Source organism: Amycolatopsis sp. NPDC004625 (assembly GCF_040609695.1).
Lineage (GTDB): Bacteria > Actinomycetota > Actinomycetes > Mycobacteriales > Pseudonocardiaceae > Amycolatopsis.
The window spans coordinates 199,152-225,131 of sequence record NZ_JBEXKX010000012.1 but is presented as its reverse complement, the minus strand read 5'-3'; the positions used below and the strand labels follow the sequence as shown (position 1 = coordinate 225,131).

At 68.4% G+C, this 25,980-nt stretch carries 22 protein-coding genes and 2 pseudogenes; 12 read left to right on the top strand and 12 right to left on the bottom strand.

What is annotated here, in order from left to right:
* The 3 genes and pseudogenes from ABZW17_RS16745 to ABZW17_RS16735 form a co-directional block, all read right to left on the bottom strand.
* Nucleotides 1-127: pseudogene (locus ABZW17_RS16745) on the bottom strand (IS5/IS1182 family transposase); the annotation flags it as partial.
* 55 nt (nt 128-182) lie between these two features.
* Nucleotides 183-2,885 carry a tetratricopeptide repeat protein gene (locus ABZW17_RS16740; protein WP_354814184.1) on the bottom strand — a complete coding sequence of 901 codons (2,703 nt, stop codon included), beginning with the start codon at nt 2,883-2,885 and terminating at the stop codon, nt 183-185.
* 350 nt (nt 2,886-3,235) lie between these two features.
* Nucleotides 3,236-4,720, bottom strand: coding sequence for a pentapeptide repeat-containing protein (locus tag ABZW17_RS16735; RefSeq protein WP_354814182.1), 1,485 nt, complete (start codon nt 4,718-4,720; stop codon nt 3,236-3,238).
* 448 nt (nt 4,721-5,168) lie between these two features.
* Here ABZW17_RS16735 and ABZW17_RS16730 point away from each other — a divergent pair, with 448 nt between their 5' ends.
* From ABZW17_RS16730 to ABZW17_RS16700, 7 genes and pseudogenes are all read left to right on the top strand, one after another.
* Complete coding sequence (locus ABZW17_RS16730; RefSeq protein WP_354814195.1) at nt 5,169-5,606, top strand: GNAT family N-acetyltransferase; 438 nt, start codon at nt 5,169-5,171, stop codon at nt 5,604-5,606.
* Between the two features lie 546 nt (nt 5,607-6,152).
* Complete coding sequence (locus tag ABZW17_RS16725) at nt 6,153-6,392, top strand: hypothetical protein (RefSeq protein ID WP_354814180.1); 240 nt, start codon at nt 6,153-6,155, stop codon at nt 6,390-6,392.
* Nucleotides 6,389-6,817, top strand: a complete 429-nt coding sequence (locus ABZW17_RS16720) for a hypothetical protein (RefSeq protein WP_354814178.1) — start codon at nt 6,389-6,391, stop codon at nt 6,815-6,817. The genes ABZW17_RS16725 and ABZW17_RS16720 overlap by 4 nt, the downstream gene beginning before the upstream one ends.
* 79 nt (nt 6,818-6,896) lie before the next feature.
* Nucleotides 6,897-7,799, top strand: a pseudogene (locus ABZW17_RS16715) (nucleotide sugar dehydrogenase); the annotation flags it as partial.
* Nucleotides 7,800-7,888: 89 nt separating this feature from the next.
* Complete coding sequence (locus ABZW17_RS16710; protein ID WP_354814177.1) at nt 7,889-8,194, top strand: UDP-glucose/GDP-mannose dehydrogenase family protein; 306 nt, start codon at nt 7,889-7,891, stop codon at nt 8,192-8,194.
* Nucleotides 8,195-8,337: 143 nt separating this feature from the next.
* Complete coding sequence (locus tag ABZW17_RS16705) at nt 8,338-8,832, top strand: isochorismatase family cysteine hydrolase (protein ID WP_354814194.1); 495 nt, start codon at nt 8,338-8,340, stop codon at nt 8,830-8,832.
* A gap of 960 nt (nt 8,833-9,792) precedes the next feature.
* A complete protein-coding gene (locus ABZW17_RS16700; protein ID WP_354814176.1) occupies nt 9,793-10,545 on the top strand; it encodes a hypothetical protein in 753 nt (250 codons plus the stop codon).
* Between the two features lie 63 nt (nt 10,546-10,608).
* Here ABZW17_RS16700 and ABZW17_RS16695 read toward each other — a convergent pair whose 3' ends face one another.
* From ABZW17_RS16695 to ABZW17_RS16665, 7 genes are all read right to left on the bottom strand, one after another.
* Entirely contained in the window at nt 10,609-11,706 is a 1,098-nt protein-coding gene (locus ABZW17_RS16695; protein ID WP_354814174.1) for a 3-oxoacyl-[acyl-carrier-protein] synthase III C-terminal domain-containing protein, read from the bottom strand.
* A gap of 2 nt (nt 11,707-11,708) precedes the next feature.
* The gene (locus ABZW17_RS16690) at nt 11,709-11,906 is read right to left on the bottom strand and encodes a hypothetical protein (protein ID WP_354814172.1); all 198 of its coding nucleotides are present in this window, start codon (nt 11,904-11,906) and stop codon (nt 11,709-11,711) included.
* A 108-nt stretch (nt 11,907-12,014) separates the two neighbouring features.
* On the bottom strand, nt 12,015-12,488 hold the full coding sequence (locus ABZW17_RS16685; protein WP_354814170.1) for a hypothetical protein: 474 nt from the start codon (nt 12,486-12,488) through the stop codon (nt 12,015-12,017).
* A 22-nt stretch (nt 12,489-12,510) separates the two neighbouring features.
* Nucleotides 12,511-13,620: a hypothetical protein gene (locus tag ABZW17_RS16680; protein WP_354814168.1), complete on the bottom strand. Its 1,110-nt coding sequence runs from the start codon at nt 13,618-13,620 to the stop codon at nt 12,511-12,513.
* 145 nt (nt 13,621-13,765) lie between these two features.
* Nucleotides 13,766-14,509: a hypothetical protein gene (locus ABZW17_RS16675; RefSeq protein WP_354814166.1), complete on the bottom strand. Its 744-nt coding sequence runs from the start codon at nt 14,507-14,509 to the stop codon at nt 13,766-13,768.
* Between the two features lie 34 nt (nt 14,510-14,543).
* Complete coding sequence (locus tag ABZW17_RS16670; RefSeq protein WP_354814164.1) at nt 14,544-15,413, bottom strand: L,D-transpeptidase; 870 nt, start codon at nt 15,411-15,413, stop codon at nt 14,544-14,546.
* Nucleotides 15,414-15,495: 82 nt separating this feature from the next.
* Complete coding sequence (locus ABZW17_RS16665; protein WP_354814162.1) at nt 15,496-17,415, bottom strand: S53 family serine peptidase; 1,920 nt, start codon at nt 17,413-17,415, stop codon at nt 15,496-15,498.
* An 836-nt stretch (nt 17,416-18,251) separates the two neighbouring features.
* Here ABZW17_RS16665 and ABZW17_RS16660 point away from each other — a divergent pair.
* A complete protein-coding gene (locus ABZW17_RS16660; protein WP_354814160.1) occupies nt 18,252-20,555 on the top strand; it encodes an NB-ARC domain-containing protein in 2,304 nt (767 codons plus the stop codon).
* Here ABZW17_RS16660 and ABZW17_RS16655 read toward each other — a convergent pair.
* Nucleotides 20,509-21,744, bottom strand: a complete 1,236-nt coding sequence (locus ABZW17_RS16655) for a cytochrome P450 (RefSeq protein WP_354814158.1) — start codon at nt 21,742-21,744, stop codon at nt 20,509-20,511. The two genes, ABZW17_RS16660 and ABZW17_RS16655, sit on opposite strands and share 47 nt — an antisense overlap.
* Before the next feature lie 219 nt (nt 21,745-21,963).
* On the opposite strand from ABZW17_RS16655, the gene ABZW17_RS16650 reads away from it, so the two are divergent.
* Both ABZW17_RS16650 and ABZW17_RS16645 read left to right on the top strand, forming a co-directional pair.
* Complete coding sequence (locus tag ABZW17_RS16650; RefSeq protein WP_354814156.1) at nt 21,964-22,524, top strand: hypothetical protein; 561 nt, start codon at nt 21,964-21,966, stop codon at nt 22,522-22,524.
* Entirely contained in the window at nt 22,517-23,731 is a 1,215-nt protein-coding gene (locus ABZW17_RS16645; protein ID WP_354814154.1) for a hypothetical protein, read from the top strand. The genes ABZW17_RS16650 and ABZW17_RS16645 overlap by 8 nt, the downstream gene beginning before the upstream one ends.
* Nucleotides 23,732-23,758: 27 nt before the next feature.
* Here the strand turns inward: ABZW17_RS16645 and ABZW17_RS16640 are convergent, their stop codons facing one another.
* On the bottom strand, nt 23,759-24,406 hold the full coding sequence (locus ABZW17_RS16640; protein WP_354814152.1) for a hypothetical protein: 648 nt from the start codon (nt 24,404-24,406) through the stop codon (nt 23,759-23,761).
* A 236-nt stretch (nt 24,407-24,642) separates the two neighbouring features.
* Here ABZW17_RS16640 and ABZW17_RS16635 point away from each other — a divergent pair, with 236 nt between their 5' ends.
* The gene (locus ABZW17_RS16635) at nt 24,643-25,560 is read left to right on the top strand and encodes a hypothetical protein (protein WP_354814150.1); all 918 of its coding nucleotides are present in this window, start codon (nt 24,643-24,645) and stop codon (nt 25,558-25,560) included.
* A gap of 90 nt (nt 25,561-25,650) precedes the next feature.
* Nucleotides 25,651-25,941: a hypothetical protein gene (locus tag ABZW17_RS16630; protein WP_354814148.1), complete on the top strand. Its 291-nt coding sequence runs from the start codon at nt 25,651-25,653 to the stop codon at nt 25,939-25,941.
* The last annotated feature ends 39 nt before the right edge of the window (nt 25,942-25,980 follow it).

Below are 25,980 nucleotides of genomic sequence, written 5' to 3'. Positions count from 1 at the left end.
GTCCGTCCGCGATCTCGTCGCCGCCCCGTTTGGCGACCAGCCGTACGAGCTTGCGGAACTGGTCTGGTTCGAGCCCGGTGAACGGGGCAATCCACTCCGGCCGGGACGCTGTGATCACCTGAACCACACCAACATGATCAACTAGCAGCCCGCAAGCCCGACACCGGGTTACGAGACATCCCTCAGGGCGTGCTGTCGGTGTCGTGGGTACGCTGGCGTAATTCGGCGGCGCGGTGGGGATAGCCGGTGTCGTCGAAGATGGACGCGGCTTCCAGCCAGCAAGCTATCGCATCGTCGGTGCGGCCGAGATGGTTTAGACAAGTGGCGAGGGCGTCTAGCGGCTCTGCGACGGTCTCGTTGCGGCTTTGAGGTATGCGGCGGCCGATTGCAATCGCTTCTCTGCACATCCGGATCGCCTGCTTAGAGTTACACAGTCCATGCCAGGCGCGGGCGAGATGTGTCAGCGCGCATGCTTCGCCGACGCGGTCTCCGGCCTGCCGTCGCAGTCGCAGGCCACGTTCGCCATGTTCGCGGGCGAGTTCGTAGCGGCCGAGGCCGGTGTATGCCTCGCAGAGATTGCCTTCCACCACCGCCTCCATTCGTCCGGTGTCAACGCCCCGGCTCAGCGGCAGGGCCCTGTCGAGCCACCGCAGCGCCTCGTCGAACTGTCCCCGATGCAGCAACAGCAGCCCGCGATCGTTGAAGGTCCACGCTCGAAGTGTGCTGTCGTCGAGTTGATCGGCTAGGGATGCTGTGCGATCGAAATCTTCCTGCGCCTGGATCCATGCGCCGAAATAGGTCTCCATTTCTCCCCGGGAGTTCAGGAGGAGCGCTTCTAGGGAGTGATTTCCGGATTGCTGGGCGGCCGCGATTCCGAGGCCGCAGGCATTGATTGCTTCTTGTGGGCTGCCCGCGGAGTGGAGGCCACGGCAGGCGTAGGCGAGGGGAATGGTGTGGTGGTTGAGTTTGTGGTCCGCTGCGTGCTGGAGTACGGCCAGGATGTTGAAGCGTTCGCTGGTGAGCCAGGTCCATGCCTCGTCGGCGCCGACGATTTGGTGTGGGTGATCGGGTCCGATCACCACCGCGGGGAACGGCAAAGCCATGGGAAAAAGGTGGCCGTCGGCGGTACGGGCAGTGTGGGTGTACCAGGTGAGGAGGGATTCGAGGGCCTGGTGGCGCTCATCGAGGGTGTCGTGGTGGCGGGCTTGGTCGGCGGCGTAGGCGCGCAGCAGGTCGTGAAACCGGTACCGCCCGCTCGCGCCGGGTTCAATCAAATGTGCGCCGGCCAGCGCGGCCAGCAACGGGCGGGTGTCGGAGGGGGATTGTTGAGCAAGCGCGGCGGCGGCGGACAGAGTCAGGTCCGGGCCGGGGTGCAGGCCGAGGCGGCGGAACAGCAGTGCGTGCTCGGGTGGCAGTTGCTCGTAGGACCAGTCGAAGACGGCGCGGACGGCGGCGCGTTCGTCGCCGGTTTCGCTCAGGACGTCGAGGCGAGTGCGTTCGTCGGTGAGGTCGGCGACTATGTCGGCGACGCTCTGACGGGGGTGGGCGGCGGCGCGAGTGGCCGCGATCCGCAGCGCCAGCGGTAGACGCGCGCACTGGCGGATGAGGTCGTCAACGGCGTCGGGTTCGGCCGCGGCACGCCTGGCGCCGAGGATGCCGGTGACCAGGTCGAGGGCTTCCGGCGGGTCGAGCAGGTCGAGGGTGAGGCGGTGGGCGGCGTCGGTGACGACCAGCCCGGTGAGACTGTCGCGGCTGGTCACGAGGACCATGCAGCCGGGGGTGCCAGGTAGCAGGGGCCGGACCTGCTCAGCGCTGCGGGCGTTGTCCAGGACCATCAGCATCCGTCTGCCCGCCAGCAGCGACCGCAGCAGCGCTGACTGCTCCTCTACCTCGGCTGGGATCGCACGGGCAGCCACGCCGACGGCGCGCAGGAACCCGCTCAGTGCCTCCCCAGCGGTGGCGGGAGTGGCGGGGCCGTAGCCGCGCAGGTTCACATGCAGCGTCCCGTCGGGGAACCGGTCTTGGTTGCGGTGGGCCCAGTGCAGCGCGAGGGTGGTCTTGCCGATGCCTCCGGCACCGTCCACCGCAGTGATTACCACCGAGTGGGTCTCCGGTCCGCCGAGCCTGCCTTGGCCGGGGTGCCGCTCGCGGTCATGGTGGTCGGGCTCGGGCGGGGCCAGCGCGTCGAGGGCGGCCAGGTGCTCGGCGCGGCCGGTGAAGTCCCGCACAGCGGCGGGTAGCTGTCGCGGCACCAACCCGCCCGAGCTCGACTTCGAGCCGAGGCGGGGATGTCCGACGCCCTGCCGGCCGCCGCCGCGCAACGTGGGGTCAGGTGTGTAGGGGTGGTCGGGCAGGGTGATCCATCCGGTGGTGTCGGCTTCTTTCACTGTGACCGGGACAGGCCGCCATGTGGCGGGGGCAGCGGCCGGGGTGTGGCGGATGACGTCGTCGAACAGCCCGTCGGAGGCGATCACCGCCAGTACTCCCGGTGACCCGGCCAGTGCCGCTTTCAGCGGTTGGGCGTCGCACAGCCGGAACGTCCGGATCAGCGCGGCGGAAGAGATGCCATGGGTGTCGTAGCGGACCTCGCCGGCGTGCAGCGCGACCCGCAGCCGCAGCCGCTGCGCTTCTGGGTAGGTGTCGTTGTGCACGCGCAGCCGAATCACCAATACCGGCAGTACTGTTTCCACGAACCGATTTTTGTCTGTCGCAGCTGATACGAGTACGACCACTGCATCCCCGCGCATCTCCCGGTAGCAGTCCTCCCACACCACCCCGGCTGCGGTGAACGCCGTCCGCATGACCGCGTCGAGCCCGTCGCGTACCGCTGGCAGATGCTCGCCAGTCCGGCGCGGGTCCCCGAAGCCCTCGATGTCTGCGACCACGATCAGGTGGTGCCGTGATCCCGATCCTCGATCCGCCGCCATCGCCCGTCCTCTCCTCGCCTGATGAACACAAGATCCGACCACCGTCGCAAAAATCCGGCACGAGAGGTAGCCCCTGGACGGCGTTTCCTGATTCTGAATGTGTTGACGACACGGCGCGAAAGGTCCGACGTCAACTTTGTGCTGGGGGTGCTCCTCCGCCGTAGCAGGCGGAGGAGCGCATTTGGCGAGGCGCGGGCAGCCGACGGGGGTATTCGCACTGCCGACTGCAGGGCGTACGGACCGGTCCGCGGCGCTCACTACGGGCTCGCGTCGGCGGCTCCAGAGTTTGGCGTCATCTCAAGATGCGGTTAGTCTGCGCTTGTCGCGTCAATGTCATCGAGTTTGACATAGGCATGGAGACTAGCCGGAGTGCCGCGCGCGAAATTAGTGCCGCCGATCTGGACGTACCCGCCGAAGCCTGCACCGCTGAACTCTGCGTCCCAGGCGAAGCTTGCTTCGCCGAAGCTGGCGTCCGCGGCAAAACTTGCCTCGTCGAACCAGACTTCACCGTTGAAGCTCGTCTTGTCAAACCAGGCGTTCCCGGCGAAGTTCGTCGCGCTGAAACCGGCAAACCCGGCGAAGTTTGCCCTGCTGAACCAAGCGCCCCCGGCGAAACGCGCCCCTCTGAACTCCACTTCGGTTGAGAATTTCGCCTGGGCGAACCCGGCGGTCCCGGCGAAGGTCGCCTCGCCGAACCAGGCGCCTCCGGCGAAACTCGCCTTATCGAAGACGGCATTGCTGGCGAAGGCAGCGTTATCGAACCAGGCATCGCGTTGAAACCGTGCCACGCCGAACTCGGTGATCTCGCCAAAGCTCGCCTTGTCAAACCAGGCGTTCCCGGCGAAGATCGCCCCGCTGAAGCCGGCAAATCCGGCGAAGCCGGCGTTGTTAAACCAAGCGTCCCCGACGAAGGTCGCCTCGCTGAACTCCGCAGCCTTGATTCGACAACCATTGAAGTCAAAGTCGATGAGGGTGGCGCCGGTGAGGTCAACTCGGCCGACGTCGTCCCAGAAAGTGTCGACCGGGTGCTCCGGGTCGTCTCCCGGGTTGAGGTGTCTAGCGAGAAGACGCTGGGCGGTGAGGCGGACTTCGCGCTCCTGCGCTTCGGTAGTCGACGCCACGGACTTCGCTGGCACGGTCGTAGATTGCACTATCTTCACCTCGCGTCGTTTGGCTTGCGTGGTGATCAGCGGGCGTCGCATCCCGCTGAGCCGTTGGGTCTGCCCGGAACTTCGGGGCAGGGTGTAGGGACCGCGCAGGTAGGCGCAGATGACGTCGACAACAGTCTGCCGCTGCTCAGGGTTGTTCTGGGCAACTCTTTCGAGAGCGTAGAGCCCTCCGTGCCGGACGGCGGCCTTATCGGAGCCGAGCTGCTCGACAGCCTTGAGGTACAGGTCGGTGAGTCGGCGCTCGCGTGCGTCGTGCTCGGCGTGAGCGGCCGCGCGGTCTGCGGCATTGGCGTTCTGCGCTGCAATGCGTTCGGCCAGCTGGTGAGCTTCGTACTTCTGGAGCAGATCGAGTTCGGTGGACCGCTGCCGCCGGACGGCCAGCCACAGCGCCACGACGCCGCCGAAGCCGACGCCAATTGTGCCGGCGGTCCGGATCGCGTCGAGTTGATCGCGATTGGCGCCGTATCCCAGCAGCAGCCACGCCGCTGCGGCGGCGACAAGGACCATCACTGGAACGCCAGCCACCACCACCCACCGCGGGATCGGCCGCAACACCGGCCGGCCTGTCGGCACGTCACGGTCACTCGCCGTCCCCGTCGGCGTCGGATCCACACTCTCGGTCACCAGAGGACTATCGCTCGGCGACCCTGAACCGCTACGACCAGCCAACGACAGAATTCCTTCGCCAGAGCGGCCCGAGCAGGCCCCGGCAGTAACTGGCTGACTGTGGCGGCGCGCGGTCTACATCAGCGCCACCGGGCTCACCGGACAGTAACGCGTATGACTGCTCACCGATTCTATGACCATGCCACCCGCGGACACTCCGGAACCACTGACGCCTCTAGAACGCGAGCTGATCGAGCACGTCGAAGGCCGCTGGTCAAGATCCTGATCGGTGACAGTGGGTACGGAGCTGAGCGCCGTACGCTGCGGCGGCGTCACGACGCGGGCGAGGTTGCCGGCTACTGGTGCAGCGTCGGTATTCGAACCTGCATTATTCGTTGCGCCGTCCCAAACGAGTGATCAGATAGGGTGAGGTCACCGTTACCGATTGCACGGGTGGCTGTGCGAGGTGTGCCGTGGGCCGGAGGCGTGCGAGCCGGATGCTCGGCGCCTCGCCGAGTGGGCGCTCCTCGACGTCACGGTCCAGCACGCGCCCGACGCGGCGCCGACCGGCGGCCTCGTCTTGGTCGCTCATCCGCCGGCCGCCGGAAGGCTGGCCGGCCGGGTCGAGCTTCGGCTCGAGGGCGTGGAGGTCGGCTCGGTGACGGCGAGCCCGTGCGGGAGGTGCCGAATCGCGACCCTTGACTATGTCCACGTCGCCGCCGAGTACCGGTGCCGGGGCTTCGGTCGCACGTTGGTGGCGGCCGTGGTGGCGCGGGCGCCGTCGTACCGGTGGACGGCTCCGTTGCCGGACGGCCCGGTCGCGCAGTCGTTCCGTGCCCGGATCGCCATGCGCCGCACTGGTCCGCCGTGTGCCCAGGTCGGAAGCGCGGAGTTCAGGCGATGAGGGCCAAGGGAATGAGCGGGAATCGATCGTCGAGTAACGCCTTGCAGTAAAGGCCGGCCGCTCGGCGCGCAGGAGCTTGTCGTGAGACATCGCGACCGCGGTGGCCGACCACCAGCGGCGCTCAATTACGCCGCGATTCGCGTGACACTGCCGTAGACGAGGGGTTAGGGCTCGACGGCACATCGGGGGGCGTTGTGCCGCCGAGCCAGGACTGGCGATGATCGGGACGGTCGGGGGGCGTGCCGGACCGATCACCTCAGCAACCAACAAGAGGGCGTTCGGCGGCCACAATAACGTCCGGCGCTGGAGATCACCGAGACGGGTGACGCGCTGGTATCCGGGTTGCGGAGGCGTGCTGGCGAGGAACCTCCCCAGCATCCGGCGTCACCCGGCAGTTCGTGTCGCCATCGGTGGAGACGCGTCGGCGGACTTGAGCGATCGGAAGCCGGGTATGTCCGCGCGGCCGCACCGTGGGCGCGAGCGAGGTGTGGCGGAATATCCACCATCAAGGCACTGCGACGGTCTTCGGGTGCAGCTCGTCTTGCGGTGATCATCAGCACCGCGATGACCTTCGGGCGGCTCACGAGCGAGCAGATCGACCAAGCACGACAGGTTTACAACACCGAAGCCGGACGAGCCGGTGCCGCCGTGAGCTGCACCGCGGATGCCCTGCGGCACTACTGCGAGTTCCACCACCACCTCACCGCGCGCTACTTGCACCGCAACGGCTATCGGCACCCGTGGCCCCACGTACGTCCCTGGCCTGAGCCGCTGGTGATTCCATGAGCACCGGCCGGCACTCCGATCAGCCTATCGACGCGCACACTGGCCTGGCGCGCGTGCTGGGCGACGTCACTGCCGAACGAGAAGCCCAGCACGCCGCCCATGGCATCCAGCATCACCTCGCCGACGGCACCGGCGCGGAGTGGCGGGCCTTCGCCGAGCAAATGTGCGCCGAATGCGAACGCGCCGCTGCCGAAGGCCGCATGACCTGGCGGCACATCCTGCTCGAAGAAGTGGCCGAAGCACTCGCCGAGGAGGAGCCGGACCGCATCCGTGGCGAACTCGTCCAAGCCGCCGCGGTCGCCGTGCAGTGGCTCCAAGCAATCGATCAGCGACCCGCCGGCAGAACCTGCGCCGTGGTTCAGCAGCAACGGAAACAAGCCTCTGTTGCCGTCGACGCCAGATACCACAGGGGTTTGCCCGACTAGGACGCGCCGCAGTCCGACGGCCTAAGGCATCGACACACGTCGACGTCGTGCCCACGAACGCGAAGGGAAGGGCTTTCCCATGGAGATTGTTGAACGCATCACCGTCATCGGAAGTGGCTACGTCGGGCTCACCACCGGAGCCTGCCTGGCGTCACTCGGGCACACCGTCACGTGCATCGATCTCGACGGGCCCACCGTCGCAGCGCTGCGCGCGGGCCGCAGCCACGTTGCCGAACCCGGCATCGATTCGCTGCTGCGCGAAGGACTCGACGCCAACCGGCTCAAGTTCGCTTTAGCCCCCGACCAGGCGGTCACCGAGGCCAGCTTAGTCATGCTGTGCCTCCCCACGCCGTCGGCGCTCGACGGATCGGTTGACCTCACTGCGATCCGCGACACGGTCATGCGTATCCGCGACCTACTGCCGGCTGGAGCCGTGGTGGTCACGAAATCCACCACACCGGTCGGGACAACGGCCACGATCGGGTCCTGGCTGCCACGCGACGACACCGCGGTCGTGGCGAACCCAGAATTCCTCCGCGAAGGCCACGCCGTCTATGACTTCCTCCATCCCACCCGCATCGTCATCGGATCCGACGACAGCGCGGCAGCCAAACGCGTCGCAGCGCTTTACGACGGTATCCGCACCGAAGTGATCATCACCGACCCGGCCACGGCAGGGCTAGTCAAGTACGCGGCGAACTGCTACCTGGCAACAAGACTGTCGTACAACAACTCCATCGCGGAACTATGCGAGGCCTTCGATGCCGACCACAGCGACCTCGCCTACATCCTCGCCGCCGACCCCCGCATCGGCGGGGACTACCTCAAGCCCGGCCCAGGCTGGGGCGGCCCGTGTCTGCCGAAAGACGCTCGCGCACTTGTCCAGCAGGCCCACGACGTCGGCGTGCCGTTCCCGATCCTGGACGCGACTATCAGCAGCAACCAGCACCATCTCGAACCAACGATCCAGCGGCTGAGGGAAGAACTTGGCTGCGAGCTTGCTGGAACACGTGTTGCGCTCCTCGGCTTGACCTTCAAAGCAGCACCGACGACCTCCGGAACTCCCCGGCGATGCACGTCGTGCAAACACTCATCGAGCACGGAGCACACGTCACCGCACACGACCCCGCGATCACGGACACGATCCCAAAGCTGCGTGTCGCCCCTACCGTCCATGCCGCGGCAGCCAGCACGGATGCTCTGGTGCTCCTAACCGAATGGCCCGAATACCGCTGGGTGAACTGGACGACCGTAGCAACGCTGATGACCGGCGAGCTGGTCTTCGACACCCGCAACGCGCTCGACCCCGCGGTCGTTGCCGACGCGGGGCTTCGTTACGTCGGCGTGGGACGCAGGCGAACACCGATGCCGACGTAAGGCAGTACTGCCATCGTTCGGGCATCGCCAGGTAGCTGGACTCTCCAACGAATGCTGGAATCGACTCAGGACGCGATCCGTTGGACGTTCGAGGTGGTCAAATCATCGTCGGCCGGGCAGCTTTCGTTGAGGAGAGTCAAGTGATGGGGATTACCGCGCTGTTGATGATCGACATGCAGAACTCGTACGTCGCGGACGACGGTGTCCGAGACGCGTTGGGCTGGCCGCCTATTTGGCGGCTAGAGGAAACGATCGCCGCCTGCACCGAGCTGCTGGCGGCTGCCCGGGTCCAGGGGCTGCCGGTCATTTACTCCCGATCGACCGCCAGCGCGACTGGGGCCCTCGGAGAGAATCCACGCATCGCGCGGTTGCTGGCTCACCGAGGGCACATCATTCCTGAGGTGGGCAAGACCGAACGGGAGTGGAAGCGGCAGATCATGGACGCGGTCGCGCCTCAGCCCGGCGAGGTCGTGTTGGAAAAGACGCGGGCCAGCTTCTTCGACTACACCGAGCTCGATCCGCTGCTCCACAACCTCAACGTGCGGCGACTCGTCGTTGCCGGCTTGCAAACGAACGTGTGCGTCGAAGCGACCGCGCGAGCGGCTCTGGCGCAACTTCGAGGGCGCCGTGCCCAGTGATGCGGTGTCTACCGACGGCCCGCATTGCACGAGGGCGCGCTCAACTCCCTGCACGTCCTCTATACCGAGGTGGCCACGTGGCGGGAGATTCTCGTGCCCGACGCGGCTTGGGAGCGTGCGTTTGCCACGCCGAACTACGGTCGAGATCCTGCTTACTGGGATGAAACCGTCGTAAACACTCGGTTGTAATCGTGACACTGCAGTTGGTCGCAAGGTGCAGCTCGGTTTCCCAGCAGATGGCAGACGCGAAGGGGAACTGGGTGCTTTGAACACGGGGGCAACCGATTTCAGGTCAGGTCTGAGGTGGCAATCAGGGTTATTGAATGACTGGTTGACCGCAACGGTCTTCCAGGCGCTGTGGAGCGATATCAGTCGCTGGCGTCTGTCGTCCCTGTTCTGGGACCGCATCCTAAGGATGTCCGCCCGCCCAAGACTGGGGGTGTACAAAGTGGGGGAAGTTAGTTCCCTGTTGGTTCCGGGCTTCGGAAGTTCGATTGTTGTGAAAGCGTCGCAGTCTGTTTCACCTCCCGTGTAGCGGCGCACGCGTTTGAGGATGCCGAGTTTGAGTGCGGCGTCGCGGGCTCGGCGGACGGTCTTGGGGTCGAGGCCTGCTCGCTCGGCCCAGTGGCGTACGGAGATCGAGCCGTTGGTTGTGAGTGCGGCGTGCGCGAATGCGTCGAGGGCAGCACGCAGGCTGCTGACTCGTACGCCGGCGATCGTGTCGTTGCGTCCTTCGGAGCCGAATTTCTGTGCCAGATGTCGGTCTACGGCGGCGTGAAGGGCCGCCTGCACCTGCCGGAGTCGGCAAGGTGAGGGTCCACGTACGCGGCCGGTGGCGTGGTGCGGTCCGAGGCGTTTGCGCCGCGGCCGAGTTTCCGCTGCCTCGCGGAGGGCGGGTAACCAGCGGTTGCGGCGCCACACGTCCCTCCCGATGTGGGCGGCCTGGGCGGGAGAAGCCTGGTGGAAGAGATCCCATGCCTGCTGCTCGGTGAGGCCACGTTCGGCGGCGACGATGGTGGTGGCGGGTGCCCAGAACCAGCGCCGCCATGCTTTCTCGCCGATCTCGCGGGCTTTGGTGCCGCTGAGGTTGGCGAATGTCCAGGCGTGCGCGGTGCTGTGGCCGGCGCGGGCAAGGGCGAGGGCGTGGCCGTATTCGGATTCGGATCTGCTGTGGCCGGAGCCGCGTCGCGTGCCCGCGGGTCGCGCTGTATGCGTTGTTGTGGATATGACGGGCGTATCTACATCGGCCGTCTTGAGCGTGCAGCCCAGGACGGGGCTGGCCAGCCCGTGCCGGTGCGGAGAGGAGGTGAGCCGGAGGGTGGAGCGGACGGTAGCGGAGACGTTCTGCTGGCTGGCGACTGTGCGGACGACGAGCTGGAGCTCTTCGCGCAGGCACGGCGGTGTCCTGATGATGAGGTGGGTGTGGCCGGGGCGTCCGGAGTCGCGGCGCAGCCAGGGCAGCCCATAGCGGTCGGCCCAGAGGAACAGCTGTTCGGTGACCACGTCGCCAGCGTCGGCACCGGAGCCGGTGTCGGCGGGGTCGATATCGATGGCGAGCAGAGGCCGCTGGAGGGTGCCGACGATCGCGCGTGCCGCATTGTCGGCGTTGAGGACATGGGCGGCATCGTCGAGGCGTTGGGTGATCGTGTGCGCGGTGTTGTCGGTGTCGATGACGATGAACGGTGGGCCGAACAGTGCCTGGTCGAGGCGTGACGGGAGGTAGGCGTCTGGCATGGGAGTCCTTGGGAGCTCGGCGCGGCGGGGCTAAGGCGCTGGTCAGCTCGGCAAGTCAGCTCGGGCGCGCCAGGGCCAGCGCAGCGGCGGGGCGAGAGCAGCGAGGCATGGTGCCGCGGTGTCGATGCGGAGGATGGCGGCGGTCCAAGTCATCCCGATGCCGATGCCGAGCAGCGCGACACAGTCGCCTGGACTGACGACGCCGCGGGTAACCAGGTGGGTCAAGCCGATGATCTGGTCGTTGGGGCCGATGTGGCCCCACTGGTCGCCGGCGTGGCACAGAGTGCGGTCGGCGGTGATGCCGAGCGGTTGGAGGCAGTGGGCGTCGAGCAGGTGTCGTCCGTAGTGCGGCAGCAGCACCCAGCGCAGCTGGCCGAGGTCGAGCTCGGCGTCGCGGAGTACTTCGTCGATGACGGCTCGGACGCCGTCGTGGTTGCGGCGGGTGACGGAGTCGGCGCCGACGAGGTCGGTGTATTGGCGTTTGCGTTCGTGGATGCGTTCGATGCCGTGTTCGGTGGTGCCGGCGGGGGCGAAGTGGTGGTTGCCGCGGTGGAGTTGTTCAAGGGTGGGGTCGGTGTAGGAGCTGGTGGCGAGGATGTGTGCGAGGCCGGGTTGGCGGCCGAGGATGAGGGCGGAGCCGCCGTCGCCGTAGGCGATGCCGTGGTCGGCGGTGAGGTGGTCGAAGGCGGGTGGGCCGAAGGTTTCGCCGCCGGTGAGCAGGACGGTGTCGAGGTCGGGGCTGCCGGCGAGGACGCGGGCGGAGATGTCGATGCCGCCGACGAGGCTGTTGCTCATGGCGTTGAGTTCGGTGGCGATGCCGCGGCCGGCGGGCAGGCCGAGGCGGGTGCGGACGTAGGCGGCGCGGGACCAGAAGTCGATGCCGCGGCTGCCGCGCCAGATCGCGGCGTGGAAGTGCAGGTCGGGAATGGGCAGTGGGTCGGTGGTGGTCATGGCCATGCTGGCGAGGGCGTTTCGGCCGGCGCGGACGGCGAGATCCATGCCGGTGCTGTCGCCGGCGATCGACACGGCGCGCTGGCTGGTCGCGCCGTGCAGTGTCCGGCTGGACTCGAGGTCGTCGACGGCGACGATCTCGCCGAGCGCGGCGCCGACGCCGCGGAGGTGCAGGTTTCGCCAGCGCATCGTTAGCACCGCCCGACCTGGCTAGGGCGTGCCGAGGTGTCGGTGTGGTCGGTGATGATGGCGTCGACCGAGGAGTAGTAGGCGCGGAGGTGATGGGTCTTGATTCCGGCGCAAGCGGTGATTTCGTCGAGCGTGAGCGGTCCGCCGGGTGGCGGGTCGTCGAGTAGGTCGCGGGTGGTGTCGGTGATCCAGGTGCGCATGACGTCTTCCTGATCGAGCCGGTCGTGTGGCACGCCAGGTGACGGGGAGGGCGCCGAATAGGACTGATCGGCGGGTGGCGTGGTGTTGGACGGAGGGTGAGAGCGGAGTCAGGCTCGGCGGGCGCGGCCGCTGCGCCGGGTGAGTAGTGCCTTGTGGTGGGCGCGGCGCAGGTCGGGGATCTGGTCGCGGGCGACAGGGTCGAGTTCGGGTATGCGGTGGATGTCGGTGTCGAAGGCGGGGTCGGTGCGGAAGATCAGCGCGAGGACGGAGGCGTTGTTGCTGAGGTTGACCACCGCATACGGCAGCGTCGGCGGAATGTAGATGATGTCCCCGGCCTGCGGGTGGAACGGTTGCATGGTGTTGCCAGAGAGGACGGCGACGTGGCCGCTGATGATCGCGATCGCGGTTTCGGTGGTGTCGTGGAGTTGCGGGGCGAGAGTGGTGGCGCCGGGCAGGTGCATCCGGCCCCCGGAGAGTGCGCGGGTGGGCACGATCCCGGTGCGGAGGATCGGGGTGAGCGTCTCGCCTTCGTCGGCAAGCTGGCCGGCGGCGGACGGCGTCGGTGTGGTCGTGGTGTGCATCTCGGCGGTCCTTTCGGTGGGTTCAGCGGGCCGGGGTGTCGGTGGTGTGGTGGGCGAGTTCGCATGCGAGTGCGGCGTTGGCGACGGCGTCGGGGACGAGCCGGCGTCCGTGGCCGCAGGCGGCGGCGACCGCGAGTACGGGCCGGTCGAGTTCGGTCTCGACCAGCCCGAGCGCGACGTGGGAGTCCTTGGGGTGGGTTTCGTCGACGAGGCCGGCGATGACGTCGATGTCGCGGCGCAGGTGTCGCAGGGCGCGGTAGAACCGCGGGTCCGTCGGGGGCGCTTGGGTGCCGGTGCACATCGGGATGTGTACGGCCGGCATCGGGATCCGCAGCCGGTGGAGCTGCTTGTGCAGGGCGTTGAGGAACTGCACGGCGGGAACGAGGTCGGTCAGGGCGAATAGCGGCTGGTGGCCGAGGTCGCCGTGGCAGAGGTGGATCCGCCAGGTCGCCTCGCGCGGGCCGTCGATGAGAACGCGCGTAACCTGCTTGGCCAGCGCCCGCACCGCGGCAGGCCAGAGTGGCCGCGGGGTGCGGTCTAGCGTCGCGAGGACGGCGGGTGTCTCGAGCTGGAAGACGACCTGGTTGCCGTACCACTGGTGGATGGTGTGGACGTCGTCGAGCACGGCCTGGCGGAATACCGGTAGGTGCGTGACCGCGGCGGCGGGGCTGCCGAAGGTGAACAGCGCCAAGTCGTAGGGGTTCGGGATCGACACCTGGTGCGGTGGGAAGTCGCGGTCGTCGTGCAGCTGGGCGCGGGCGGCCATGACGGCGGCGGTGTGGGCGGCGCGGCCGAGGGACAGATCGTCGGATTCCAGCCAGTGGCCGTGCTTGAGACGGTAGGTCGGCATGTCGTCGTAGTCGGCGGAGTGGCCGGTGCGGACGGGTTCGAGCGCGTCGATGGTGGCGAGGCCGTCGAGCCAGTCGATGACCCACCGCGGGTCCGGGTCGCACGGCAGCCCGGTCAGAGCCGTCGTGTTGGGGGCGTGGTCGAGGAACCACTGCATCATCTGCCTGTGGTCGCCGGTCATGGCGGCGGGTAGCGAGCCGACGAAGTGCACGGCCCGGACGTCTTCGGATGACGTGAGGTCGAGCTGGTTGTTGCCGGGGTGGCTGAAAACGAGCGTGGACATGGGAATCTCCCCTGGTGGGCGAGTGGGATCGGTTGAGTTGTGCGGGCGTGGGGAGGGCCGCCCGGCGGGGACATGGGAACGAATGGGGTGCGCGGGCCCGCGACGGAGGGATTGAGGTCTGCGGGCCCGCGCGGCCTGATGGTGGTCAGCCGGTGACGGCGACGTGTCCGGGCTTGGGCTGCGGCTTGGGTGCGGTCTGGTCACCCGGGTTGTCGCCTTGCTGGTGTCGCTGGCCCGGCACATCCGGTCGGGAGCTCCCGGGTGCGCTGGGTTTGTGCGTCGGTGCGGGGCGGGTGCCGGTGGGCAGGTTGTCCGTAGGCGGTGTGGTTCCGGCGCTGCAGCTGACCGTCGCCACCGTCACCGTGATCGCCGTGCCTGAGGTCGGCTTGTTCGGTGCCCCGGACTCGTTCGTGCGGGTGGGTGCGGTGCTGGTGGTGACGGTGATGACCCCGGCCGTGCCGTGGCCGCCGGGGGAGACTGTGATGTTGCCGCTGCCGCTCTTGGGTGCGCTGGTGGTGATGGCGCCGTTGCGGCAGGTCGCGGCGAACGGCCCGACCGTGGTCCCGCCGACCCGCACCGACGCGACGCGGGCCTCGGCGAAGCCCGCGCCGGCCTGCAGACTGATGCCGCTGGCCACCACGGCACGGCTGGGACTGGACACCGACCCGCCGGCGGACTTGATCGCGCTGCTGCTGGACACGCTCGGCTGGGCGAGGAGGTGTTCGCCGCCGGAGACGGAAATCCCGGTCGCTGTCGACGCCGCCGCGGCTGCCGCGAGGGCGGGCGGCGCGGCGGTCGCCGGGGTGCAGCTGGAGGTGAGCGTGGTGAGGGTGCCGACGAGGAGCGCGCCGGCTCCGGCGGCGGCGAGTGCGGTGCGAGTGGTGTTCATGGCAGATCTCTCCAGAAGTGGTGGCGTGGTTGGGTTAGCGGATAAGGACCGGGGTGCCGATGGGCACCGGGTCGACGGGGTTGGTGAAGGTGGTCAGGGCTTCGGCGGGGACGCGGATGCATCCGTCGCTGGACGGTCGGCCGAACACGTCGGCCGTGGGCCAGCCGTGGATGCCCGTGGTGCCGGGCCCGCCGCCGTAGGTGGAGAAGGTCGCCGAGTGGATCCCGAGCGGGAAGATCACCGGGCTGAACTTCTGCTTCGTGTCGGTCATCGAGGCGAGGACGAACGTCCGCCCGGCCGGGGTTGGTGCCGCTGCGGTGCCGACGCCGACGCTCCAGGTGCCGATCTGCTGGTGGTCGCGGTAGAGCGTCAGTCGGAACGCGGCCCGATCGATGACGATCCGGTCGGTCGTCGACCGGGTCGTGAGTGTGCTGTCCTGGGTGGACAGCCAGCCGGTGGAGCCGTTGGGCTTGGACGGGAGCAGCACCTGTACCCAGCCCGGTTCCTCGGCGATCACCGGAACCCACGTGTCGGACCCGAGCTGCGTCGTCGGCAGGACGGCGATGGCCGGCCCGCCGGGCTGGTCGAACACCGGCACCGGCTCGGTGGGGTGAACGACCTGCCCGTCAGGGACCTCCTCGGCTGTCGTGTCCTGCGGAGCGGCCGGGATGGTGCCGAAGGTGCTGGCCTCGGGCAGCACAGCCGGATTCGGGACCGCGCGGGCCGCCACGACCGGGGCCTGCAGTTCGACACCGAGCTCGACCGGCTCGGCCCCGCGAGCAGCGTTGGGCGCAGGCTGCGACGGTGCGAGCAGCGCTCCGGCGGTGCCAGCCATGGCGATCCCGGCCAGCCAGAGCGCGAGCGCTCGCCACTTGTTCGGTGCCGGCTGTGGCAGTTCGGACATGGAACTGTCCTTCCTGGAGTCGATAGAGGCCGCAACGGGCCCGCCCGCCGTCGAGCGGGCCCACCGCGAAGAAAGGCTGTGGTTACTGGGAAAGTGCGCCGATGAACCCGTCGGCGGGTGTGCCGAGGCCGGTGACGGGGTCCCAGCCGGGACCGCTTTGCAGGTTCTGCGGGCGGGCGTCGAAGTCGATCAGGTAGCTGCCCTGCCCGCCGGGGACGGCGACGCCGCCGAAGGCGTGCATCATCGGCGTCCACACCCCGGCCCGTTGTGGCGTGACGTCAGCGATCGCGCCGGACTCGCGCAGGCCGTACAGGACGGGGGTGAGCAGACCGGCGCGGGCGTTGCCGGAGCGGGCCTGCTGCGCGTCGACGACGAGCCCTGCGATCAGCGGTGACGCCAGCGAGGTGCCGCCGTAGGAACCGATCCCGAACTGACCTTTGATGGTCTGCCCGACCAGCATCCCGGTGTAGGAGTCGGCCAGCGCCGCGATGTCCGGCACCGCCCGCTTCCCACCCGCGCCGGAGACGACACCGCTCTGCCAGTCCGGCGCGTCATACAGCGCGGAAGGTCCGCCGCCGGCGCCCGAGGCGAACGGCCCGTCGGCGTCGCGCTGCGGCGCCCAGGTGGTGCCGGATTGGGTGTTGCCGCTGTTCTCCCACCCGGTCAGCACCGTGGCCTGGTTGTTCTGGTCCAGGCCGACGCTGGTCCCGCCGACCGCCACGACCCAGGGGCTCGAGGAGGGGAAGCTGGTGGTCGCGTGTCCGATGGGGCCGGAGTTGTTGCCGGCGTCGCCGGTGGACACGGTGATGGTTTGGCCCTGGATCGCTGCCTGCAGCGCCATGCTGTTGAACTGGTCTCGCGCCGCCTGCGGTAGCGAGCGCTCGCCGTCGGCGTTGCCGTAGCTGTTGCTGATCACGTCCACGGCGTTGTCGGTGACGGCCTGGTTGAACGCGTCGTAGATCCCGGTGCCTTTGCAGGTTTTCCCGGCGTAGTAGCGGATCTTCGCGGCTGGGGCGATTGTGTGGGAGGCTTGGACGTCGAGGGTCTGTTCGGCGTTCCAGCCGTCGGCGCCGCATTCGGTTGCGTCAGTGAACCCGCCCTGGGGCAGGACTGCGCTGTACTGTCCGTCGGCCAGCGGCGGGACGCCGAGCTGGGCGGCGGCCTGGTTGGTGTCGGCCACGACGGTGTCGGAGTTGTAGGCGCCGACGACACCGATGGTCGTGCCCGCGCCGGTGTTTCCGTTGCTCAGCTTGTACATCGCGCGGACCTGGGTGCCGGTGTAGCCGCAGAGCGAGTTGGACTGGAAGCCGGCCGGGTACTTCTGCGGGACGTCGGTGTTGTTCTGTTCACCCCACCAGCGGGCGCAGTGCTGCTCGGCCGTCGCCGCGGCCGGGTGGGTGTGCTGGGGTTTGAGCAGGGTGGCGCTGTCGTCCAGGCCGAGCACGGCGGTGATCGAGGCGCGCAGCGAAACTGGAACGGTGACCGGCGACGCCGGAGCGGTCAGGGTGCGGACCGTGCCGTCGATGCGAGTGCGGAACGCGGCGATCCGCGTCCCGAACGCGGTTTCCAGCGCTGCGGTGGGGGCTTCGGCGTCGACGAAGTGCCAGTTGGCGCTGACCCCGGTCACGTGCAGGCCCTGCGCGGCCAGCCACCGCGATACCTGGTCGACGGTGTCCTGGGTGGCGGCGAATCGGTCGAGGAACTCCTTCGAGGACAGGAACTTGCCGTGTTCGGCGCTGCCCGGGGTGGCCAGCTGTGCGGCGAGTCGTTCGGCGCCGGCCTGGTCACGGAGCGCGAGTGCGACCTTGATGTGCCGGACGGTGTTCCTGTTGGCGCGGGCGACTTCCGTGTGCGGGGTGGCCCAGGCGGGAATGCTCCCGGTGATGGGAGTGCGGTCAGTGGTGTCGCTGGCGGGCGTACTGGGTGCCGCGCCGGCGGTGGCCGCGGTGGAGACGAGGAGGGCCGCGGTCGCGGCGAGGGCATGCCAAAGACGGCTGTGCATCGAGGTTTCTCCTTGAATAAAAGGGAAAGCCGTCCAGTGCGACATCCGTCGGTGACGGGCGTACTGGGAGGCGGGCCTCGTGCCGCAGCCGGGAATACGCAGAAAGAGGGCTGAGCGGAGACTTCGGACGTGTGGACCGGCCGTGCGGGCCCGGTCATCACGCCGGTCGCTGCGCGACCGGCGAGGATCAAAGTCGGAGGTGATCGCCGGATCGAGATCGCTACGGCGGTCCGCGAGCCTTTACGTGGAATACAGCAAATAGTGTGAGCACGGGTACGTCCCAACATATCGGCCGACCGTGCCTGCGCCACGCCTCCCCCGGCGTGAGCACGATCCGCCTTGCTGAAACGAACAATAACTCGATCTTGGCAAAAGTCAACAACCGTTGCGCGAACCGGCTGGGCGCGCACGCACGGTAAGCCGCTTTCTCTGCCTGTTGTTGCCATGCGTGTCTTATTGGGTGCTCTTCGTGAGCTGCCGCCGTGTGGCTTTCCGGCCGATTGACCGAAAATCGGCGCTACTACTGACTGTAGCCACCTGGCGGCCGCCTGGTTGTTGACGATTAACCCGATTGAGTGTTCCCTGGTGAATGCCTGAGGATCACGGTGTTACCCGTGGTAGGAAACATGACGCGGGGCGCGGTACGCCTGGGGTGATCGCAGCGCTCGCCGGCGAGGACGGAGCAGGCGCAGGGTAATGCCTGTGACGAGCAGGGACGGCGGTGGGAGGGGCAATGTCGGAGTCGCGCACCTCGGCGCGATGCGCCGGAGTGATCAACGGCGTGACCCCCTGGCGCCATGGCGCATAGACCATCGCCGAGCGCCGGTCCTCCGGGCGTGGCCTATCCGACGGTGCTGGTCGGCCAATCACGCAAGGTGACCGAGGTCGAGAGCTATATCGACAACGGCGCCCGCCTGGTGACAGTGACCGGCAGTGGCGGAGTGGGAAAAACGCGACTAGCCGCTGAAGTATTCCGGCAGCGACGCGACGCCTACGACGCGGCGGCCTTCGTTCGCCTCGCCGAAATGAGCGACGACGCGGACAGTGAAACGACCCTCGAACGAATCTGCAACTTGCTACTCGCAGTTTTACGTGTCGCCAATCATCAGCCAGATGCCCAACCGCTGGACGTACTGATCGGGTTCCTGCGCGACCAACGAGTCCTGCTCGTACTCGACAACTGCGAACAACTGCTCGCGTGCGTCCAGGAACTCGTGGACCTGCTGATCAACCAGACGCCGCAGCTGCAGATCGTCGCGACCAGCCGCGCCTGGCTGCAGATCCACGGCGCGCGCATCGTGCACCTGAATCCCCTCCGCGTCCCGGAGGAGGACGCCGACCGCGTCCAGGCCGAGGAATGCGACGCCGTCCGGTTGCTGCAGGACCGTGCAGCCCTGGCCGGGCGGCCGCTGACCGTCGACGAGGACTGGTCGGCCATCGTCCGGCTCGTGCGCTGGTCCGACGGCATTCCACTCATCCTGGAACTCGTCGCGGCCCAGCTGAGCACCGGCCGCTCGCCGGCCGTGGTGTTCGAACGGCTGGAAGGCGGGCTGTCACTGCGATACGCCCCGGGCACCCGCGGAGTCCAAGCCCACCACCTGGCCCTGGACGTGGCGATCGGTGAGTCCTGGAAGCTGTGCAGCGAGGTACAGCAGCGGGTGTGGGCTCGCCTGACGACGTTCACCGGCGGCTTCACCCTCGAAGCGGCCGAGGAAGTCTGCGCCGACGAGTGCGTCGACCGTGCGGAGATCCTCACGACGCTGGACTACCTGGTCACCCACTCGATCATCGACGGCGCGTCCGCAGACGGCCGCTACCGCCAGCACAACTACCTACGCGAGTACGGCCGACGACGCCTGCGGCTCTTCGGCGACCAGGACACGATCGAGGAACGCCACTGCGCGTGGACCGCGCAGCTGGTGCGCGATGCGGCCGAAAACTGGTTCGGACCGGACGAGATGACCTGGCTGAACCAGATCAATGCCGAGTCCGGCAACATCACCGCAGCCGTGAGCTGGTGCGCCGACCACGGGCAGGCGGAACGCGGGCTGACGATCATGGTCGACCTGCTGCGCACCCGCGCGCCGTACTTTTTCGCCACGGAAATCCCCGCCTGCCGCCAAGTGGAAAAACTCCTGCAGGCGCGCACCGCGGCGCCGTCGCCGGTGCGGGTCTCGGCGCTGGCGATGGTCGGCTGGATCTGGATCGCACTCGGCACCCGCGAACGCGGCAAAGCTCACCGCGACGAATGCCTCGACCTCGCCCGGCAGATCGGCATGGAGAACGCGCCCGCGGTGCAGTTCATCGACGGCACCTACGACACGCTGGCTCTGGGGCTGCGCAGCGGATACGCGAAGCTGGAGGCAGCCCGGGAAGGATTCCGCGCGGTCGGCGCCCACGGCTCGGCTTACATGGCCGGGCTGTTCCATGCCTTCACTGCCGGCTTGCTCGGTCCGGTCGAGGAGGCCGACCGCATGTCGCAGTGGTGCCTGGACGAGGCCCACACGCGCGGCGCGGAGTGGGCGATCACCTGGGCGGAATGGACCCGCGGCCTGCCGGAAGGCTCGCAGCCGCAGGCCAGCGCCCGAAGCGCCCTGCGCGCGCAGGTGAAACTCGGCGACCTGTGGGGACCCGCGTGGGGCGTGGAAGAAGAAGCCCGCAAACGCGTGCTGGCGGGCGATCTTGTCGGCGCGGCGCACCTGTACGGCGGCTCGGACAGCCTGCAAGCGCGCCATGGCGTCTGGTTCAACGGCCTGCCTGGTTGGCGCCATCACCGAGACATCGCGATCGACACGATCACCGAACGCATCGGCGAGGAGGCTTTCGAGGCGGCCCGCCGGGCCGGAAGCCGGTGGCGGGACGACCGGATCGTGGCGTTCGCGCTCGGCGACACCGACCCCACGTCGCCGTCGCTGACCGAGCGGCAGTGGCAGATCACGCGCATGGTCAGCGAAGGAAGGTCGAACCCGGAAATCGGTGCCGTCCTGCACAACTCGGCACGGACGATCGAGGGCGATCTGACGAGGATCTACCGGCTGCTGACCCTGCGCGGCCGCACGGAGCTCGCCGAGTGGTATCGCACGTACGACGCGCCTAGCGACGGCTCCACCGCACCGGCAACGCCGCCACTCCGCGGATGACCCCGAAGGTGCGCCGCACGGTGGCGTCCGGCTGAAGCCGGAAATCGGGAAGCGCGCTTAGCAGCTCCTCCAGCATGACCCGCAGTTCGACACGGGCCAGATGCCGGCCGAGGCAGCGGTGCTCACCTGCACCCCACCCCAGGTGCGGTGCCCGGCTGCGTTCACGGTCGAGCCGGAAAACTTCGCCGTCGGCGAAGTGCCGTTCGTCGCGGTTGGCGCTGCCCCACGCCAACAGCAGCCGGTCCCCGGTTGAGAGGGGCATCCCGCCGAGCTGGGTGTCGGCGGTGACGGTGCGGCCGGTGGCCGCGACGGCCGGCTCGCAGCGGACCAGCTCCTCGACGAACGGCGCCAGCAGCCCCGCGTCGCCCGTCACGCGCTCGCGCAGGGCGGAATCGTCCAGGAGCTGCAGGATCGCGGTGGCACAGGAGTCCGCGGTAGTCAGGTGCCCGGCCGCGACCATCAGCATGGTCATCTTGACCAGCTCGTCCTCACCAGCGGCGTGCCCGTCGGCCTCGGCAGTGACCATGCACGAGAGCAGGTCACGAGCAGGATGACTGCGGCGTTCGCGGATCTGTCCGAGCAGGAAGTCCGCGTACACCCGCCCGACCTGCTGAGCCTCGGTCAACGTCTCGGCGTCGTAGAGCGCCCGGACATGCTCCGAGAGCCACGCCCGCTCCAGCTCCGCCAGCCCAAGGACCCGTCCGATCACCAACGGCGGCACCTGCTGGGTGTAGCTGCAGACCAGGTCCGCCGCACCGCGAGGGATCAGCTCCTGCAGTGTCTCCCGGCAGATAGCACGCACGTACTGCTCCTGGGCCGCAGCGACCGCCGGTGTGAAGAAGTCCATCAGCGCCCGTCGCCACTGATGATGATGCTCCTCGTCGGTCTCGAACATCGGCGCCACGGCCTCCCGCATCTCGGTGACGACCGCCGCCGCGCCCAGCCCGTCGACGTAGGCGCTGAACCGGTCCGGCGCCTGCGCCACCTCACGGATCTCGTCGTAACCAGTGACCAGCACAAACCCCTCCAGCTCACCGCTGCGCGCGACCGGACACCCTCGGCGGATCGTCCCCAGCGTCTCGTAGGCCCTCTCGGCGATCGCGGGATCGAGATGGTTGAACCCCCGTGCCAACGCCCTCGGCTCAGTGTCGGCACCGGGCGTCGGCGCGTCCCCCGTATTCAGCACCATGACGTCCTGACTAGTCGGCCGCAGACCACGGAATCAACCCTCTACCAGGCAAGAATGCGGTCCGCGCGAGAAATTTGCGGACCCGCATCGATCCCGGGACGACCGCAAACACCCCCGCATGGCCCCCGCCATCAAACATTGCGGGATCCGGCGGGCGTATCCGGGCGTCTGAGGTGTATCGCGTCCGTCAAGATGGCGGCAACGCTCTGACCTGCTTCGATGAAGATCCATCGGGGCAGCGTCGACCAGGGGGCCGGCGGGGACCGGCGGGATCGGCACAACATCCAGGGGACAACGTTGAACAACACAGGATACAAAGACCAGGAGTTCATCCGGCGCTGCGAAACCCTCATCGCCACGCTGCCGATTCGGTATCCGTTCGAGCTACGCGCGTTTCTCAACGCGCTCGGAAAGCAACGGGGAATGACCGTGGTCCTGGGGAGGATGCCGAGCGGGCGCGGCGGGACCAGCGGGCTGCTGGTGCGCATGCGGACGCAGTGCTGGCTCGGGGTCGCGGCCGCCGCCGTCCCGGCCCACGTGTTCCACATCGCCTTCCACGAGGTCGGGCACTGGCTGCTGGGCCACCCGGGCGACTATGTCTGCGGACGCCGCACCAGCATCGACGACCGCCGCGAGATCGAAGCCGAGCAGTTCGCCGACCTGCTGCAGGCGCACGTGCGGGCCGGGACCGCACGCCACTGCGATCGCCACCTCCCGCCAGGCCGCACAGCCCTGCGCGCGGCCTTCGGCGCCCGTCGCCACCTGGCCGCCGATGCCTGACGCGGTCACCGTCCTCTGGTACGGCGCCGCAGCCGCAGGCGTGGCCGAATCGGCCCGGAAGGTGCTGGTCAACCGCGGTGTCGGCTACACCCTCAGCCGCCACCTGCTGACCGCCGGCATCGCGAGCATGGCCCTGTCGATGGCGGCCGGTAACCCGATGACCTTGGACTGGGCCGACCACCTGACCGGGCTGCACAACGTCGCGATCGTGGTCCACCACCTGCTGGCGATGCTGGCGATGGTCTTCTCTGCCGCGTTCCTGCACACCCTTGGGCAGCTCCGCCTTCCCATGCCCGGCGTGGTCACGATCTTTCTGACCTGCGCCACGGCGATGGTCACCCTCTATGTACTGGCCGGCGCGCACACGCCCTGGTTCGCCTCGCCCAAGAATCCGGCACCGCCTTCCCAGCTTTACAGCGCGATCTACCTCGGTTACGTGATCGGCTGGCTGGCGCTGCTACTGCTGGGGCTGACCGTGGTGGCGAGGGGTGAGGTGACCGCGGTCCGCGGCGGCGTAGCCCTGGCCCAACTGGGTATCGCGGTGTCGCTGGTCGGGCTGTGCTGGCGGTTCGGTGGCGCCCTCCGGCTCCTGGCCGACCCGGACCACCTTCCCCGGGGCAGTCACTTCGGGGTATTCACCGACGCCGCCGGGCTGCTGCTGTTCGTCCTGGGCTCGCTGTTCGCCGCCGCGACCCGCTCGGTGTTCGACCGGCGCGACCGGCGCCGCAGCGCACGCCAGGACGCCGCGATCGAGCGCCTCTGGCGGCAGGCACGGATCCTGCTCGCCAGCCGCCGCCGGCCGCCACTGTCCCAGGCTCAGCAGCGGGTCGAAATCGAGGACGGACTGCTGATTCTGGACCAGATGATCGACCCGGCGACGCGCTGCGCGATACGGCACGACCTGCGGGACCTCACCATCATCTACGGCGTCGACATCGAACCGATGGCCACCGCCGTCGAAATCGAGATCGCGATAGCCGCGCTCGTCGCGCACTTGTCACACCCATCGGGGAAGCGCACCCGTGATGGCACCGGCGATGCTGAGGATGGCGAGGCGTGGTGGCCGGAAACCGAGCGCTTGCGCGTCGACGACGGCACACGCCTGACCTATCTGGCAGCTGTCGGCGAGGCGCTGAGCGACCGCCGGGTGCAGCGGCTCGCGAAGAAGATGGGACCGACGCAGTTCCCCGCCGGCAGCCGGACGTGATGACGGACGGCCCGGTTGTCGGACCCGTCAGCCGGGCCGCTCGTGGCCGGCGTCGCGGGCGGTCTGGGCGATCCGATCCAACACCTTCAGCAACTGCTGCTTGTCCGCTTCGTGGGCTCCGTCCAGGTAGCTGGTGATCGTGCGGGCGTCGACGCCGACCCCGCCGAACTCGGTCATCAGCTCGTGGGCTCGGCGGTCGGTCTCGTCATAGGGCAGCGCGAACTCCGCGGCCGCAACGTGGGGGTCGAGCAAATCCTGGTGGATTCGCCAGAACGCGGCCAATGCCCGGTTGATGGACGGGCGGGTGTTTTCCCGGACCCCGCCCTTGAAGTTGTGAAGGGCCTGTTTAGTCAGGGGGACCCTGCTGCGGGCCTGAACCCATCGCGCCACCAGCGGCACCCGCGCAACGAAGTTCCGGAACCCGGGCGTCTCGTCGGTGGCCAGGCGGGCGATCTCGTCGGGATCGACGACGGCTTCGCCCTCGAGTGCGTAGTAGGTCGACCGGTGGTCGAACAAGTACGTCAACCGCTCGGCGAAGGTGTCCAGTTTGAGCAGTTCGAGGGTGAGCTGCTGTTGCTCGGCGTAGGAGCGCTGCGGGAGCGGCGAAGTCAGGTGCTCGGGCGCAGTCGATTCCCAGCTGTCGAAAAGCGGCTCATCCTCGTACCGTCGGCCCACGCCGCACCCCGCCCATTTTCGTCACCCTCGGCGCTGACTTCGTCGTGATGACTCGTGTTTGACACATCGCAAGTTACGTCTACCATCGAATGCAAAGAGCCACACTCGTTGCGAGTATCTTCGGTTTACCGAGAGAAAGCAACCCACGCCACCCCGTACAGGGGGTTGGAGCACGGTCCCATTGCGACCGCCGCACCCTTCACCGGCGCACCACCACCGCTGAGGGGAGGCCCGTCATGACCGCATCCAACCTACCTGCGGATGTCCGCTCCATCGTGTACTCGCCAGCTACAGGTCGGCAGCGCCAGCCCGTCCCAGCGGAAGGAGCGGCCGAGCTCATCGACTGGTCGCCGTTTGGTCGCGTCGTGGCGATTCTGGCCGCCTCTCCGGGTGCTGGTGCGACGAGCGCCGCCGTTGCGATCGCCGACGCCCTCCAGCTGGCGGGTCGGTCGGTGCTGCTCGTCGATGCCGGTGATCCCGTCCGATCCGGACTCGGGCGCGCCGCGCGGCTCGACGGGCCGCGGCGCGACGGGCCCGGCCCCGCGGCCGGGGTTCGTTTCTCCCGGCGCGCCCGGGCGATACTTGCCCGCCTCGACGTGGCGGAGAGCGCTGTAGAGCCGGTGATGTTCCCGCCGCCGCCGTACTGGCACCCAGGCGGCGCGTGCGGTGTCGACGTGACCGTGGTCGACATCGGCCACGACCCCTGGCGGCTGGCAGCCGACCCCACGCTCGGCCCGGGGCAATGGCTGCGCGTCGGCAGCCCCTCACCGATACCCGTTCTGGTGGTCCGGCCCACGGTGCCCGCGCTCGCGCACGCCGAACAGGTCCTGGCCCGGTTGGAGCCGTGGGTGCGGGCGGCCGCGGTGACCCCGCCCACGCAACTGCTCGTCGTGGGTGCCCGTCGATGGCCGAAAGGTGTGGCCGGTACTGCGGGCCGCCGCACCAGCGTCTTGCTCCCCGACGCCGTCTTCTTCCCGCACGAGCGTGACGTCGCCAGCCAGGGCATCACGGCCGACGTGACGCCCGCTGCGCTGCGCTCAGCCGCCGAACAACTGCTCCGTTCCTGGCACGTGCTGAAGCCGCCGACACGCCGCCTGGCGCTGCGGTGGCCGCGGATCGTGCGCGGTCGTGTCCGCGACCCCGACACCGACTGAGCCCACCCGTCGTTCAGCCGAGAACAACTTCAACGCCCTCCCACCTGATCCGCCTGACATGACGTCGGGCGGCGCGATGTGGAGGGCGCGATGTCCGCGCACAGTGCCATCGACTGGCTCGTCCAGATCCCCAATCCGACACCCGTGCAGCCCGAAGTCGGTGGCGACAAGATTTTGGGGCTGCTCAACAACGTCAAGTGGGGCGCGGGAGTCGCGCTCATCGCCGGGTTCTTCATCGGCCTGATCGTCTGGGTCGGCGGCCGGTGGGTCGACCACCACCGCGCCGGGAAAGTCGGCGTCGTCATGATGCTCTGCGCCGTCGCCGGCGCGATCCTCTACGGCATCGGCTGGTCGCTCATCAACTCTTTCGCGGGCGGATGAGCCATGTTCACCACCAGTCCATCCCCACGCGCCCGCACT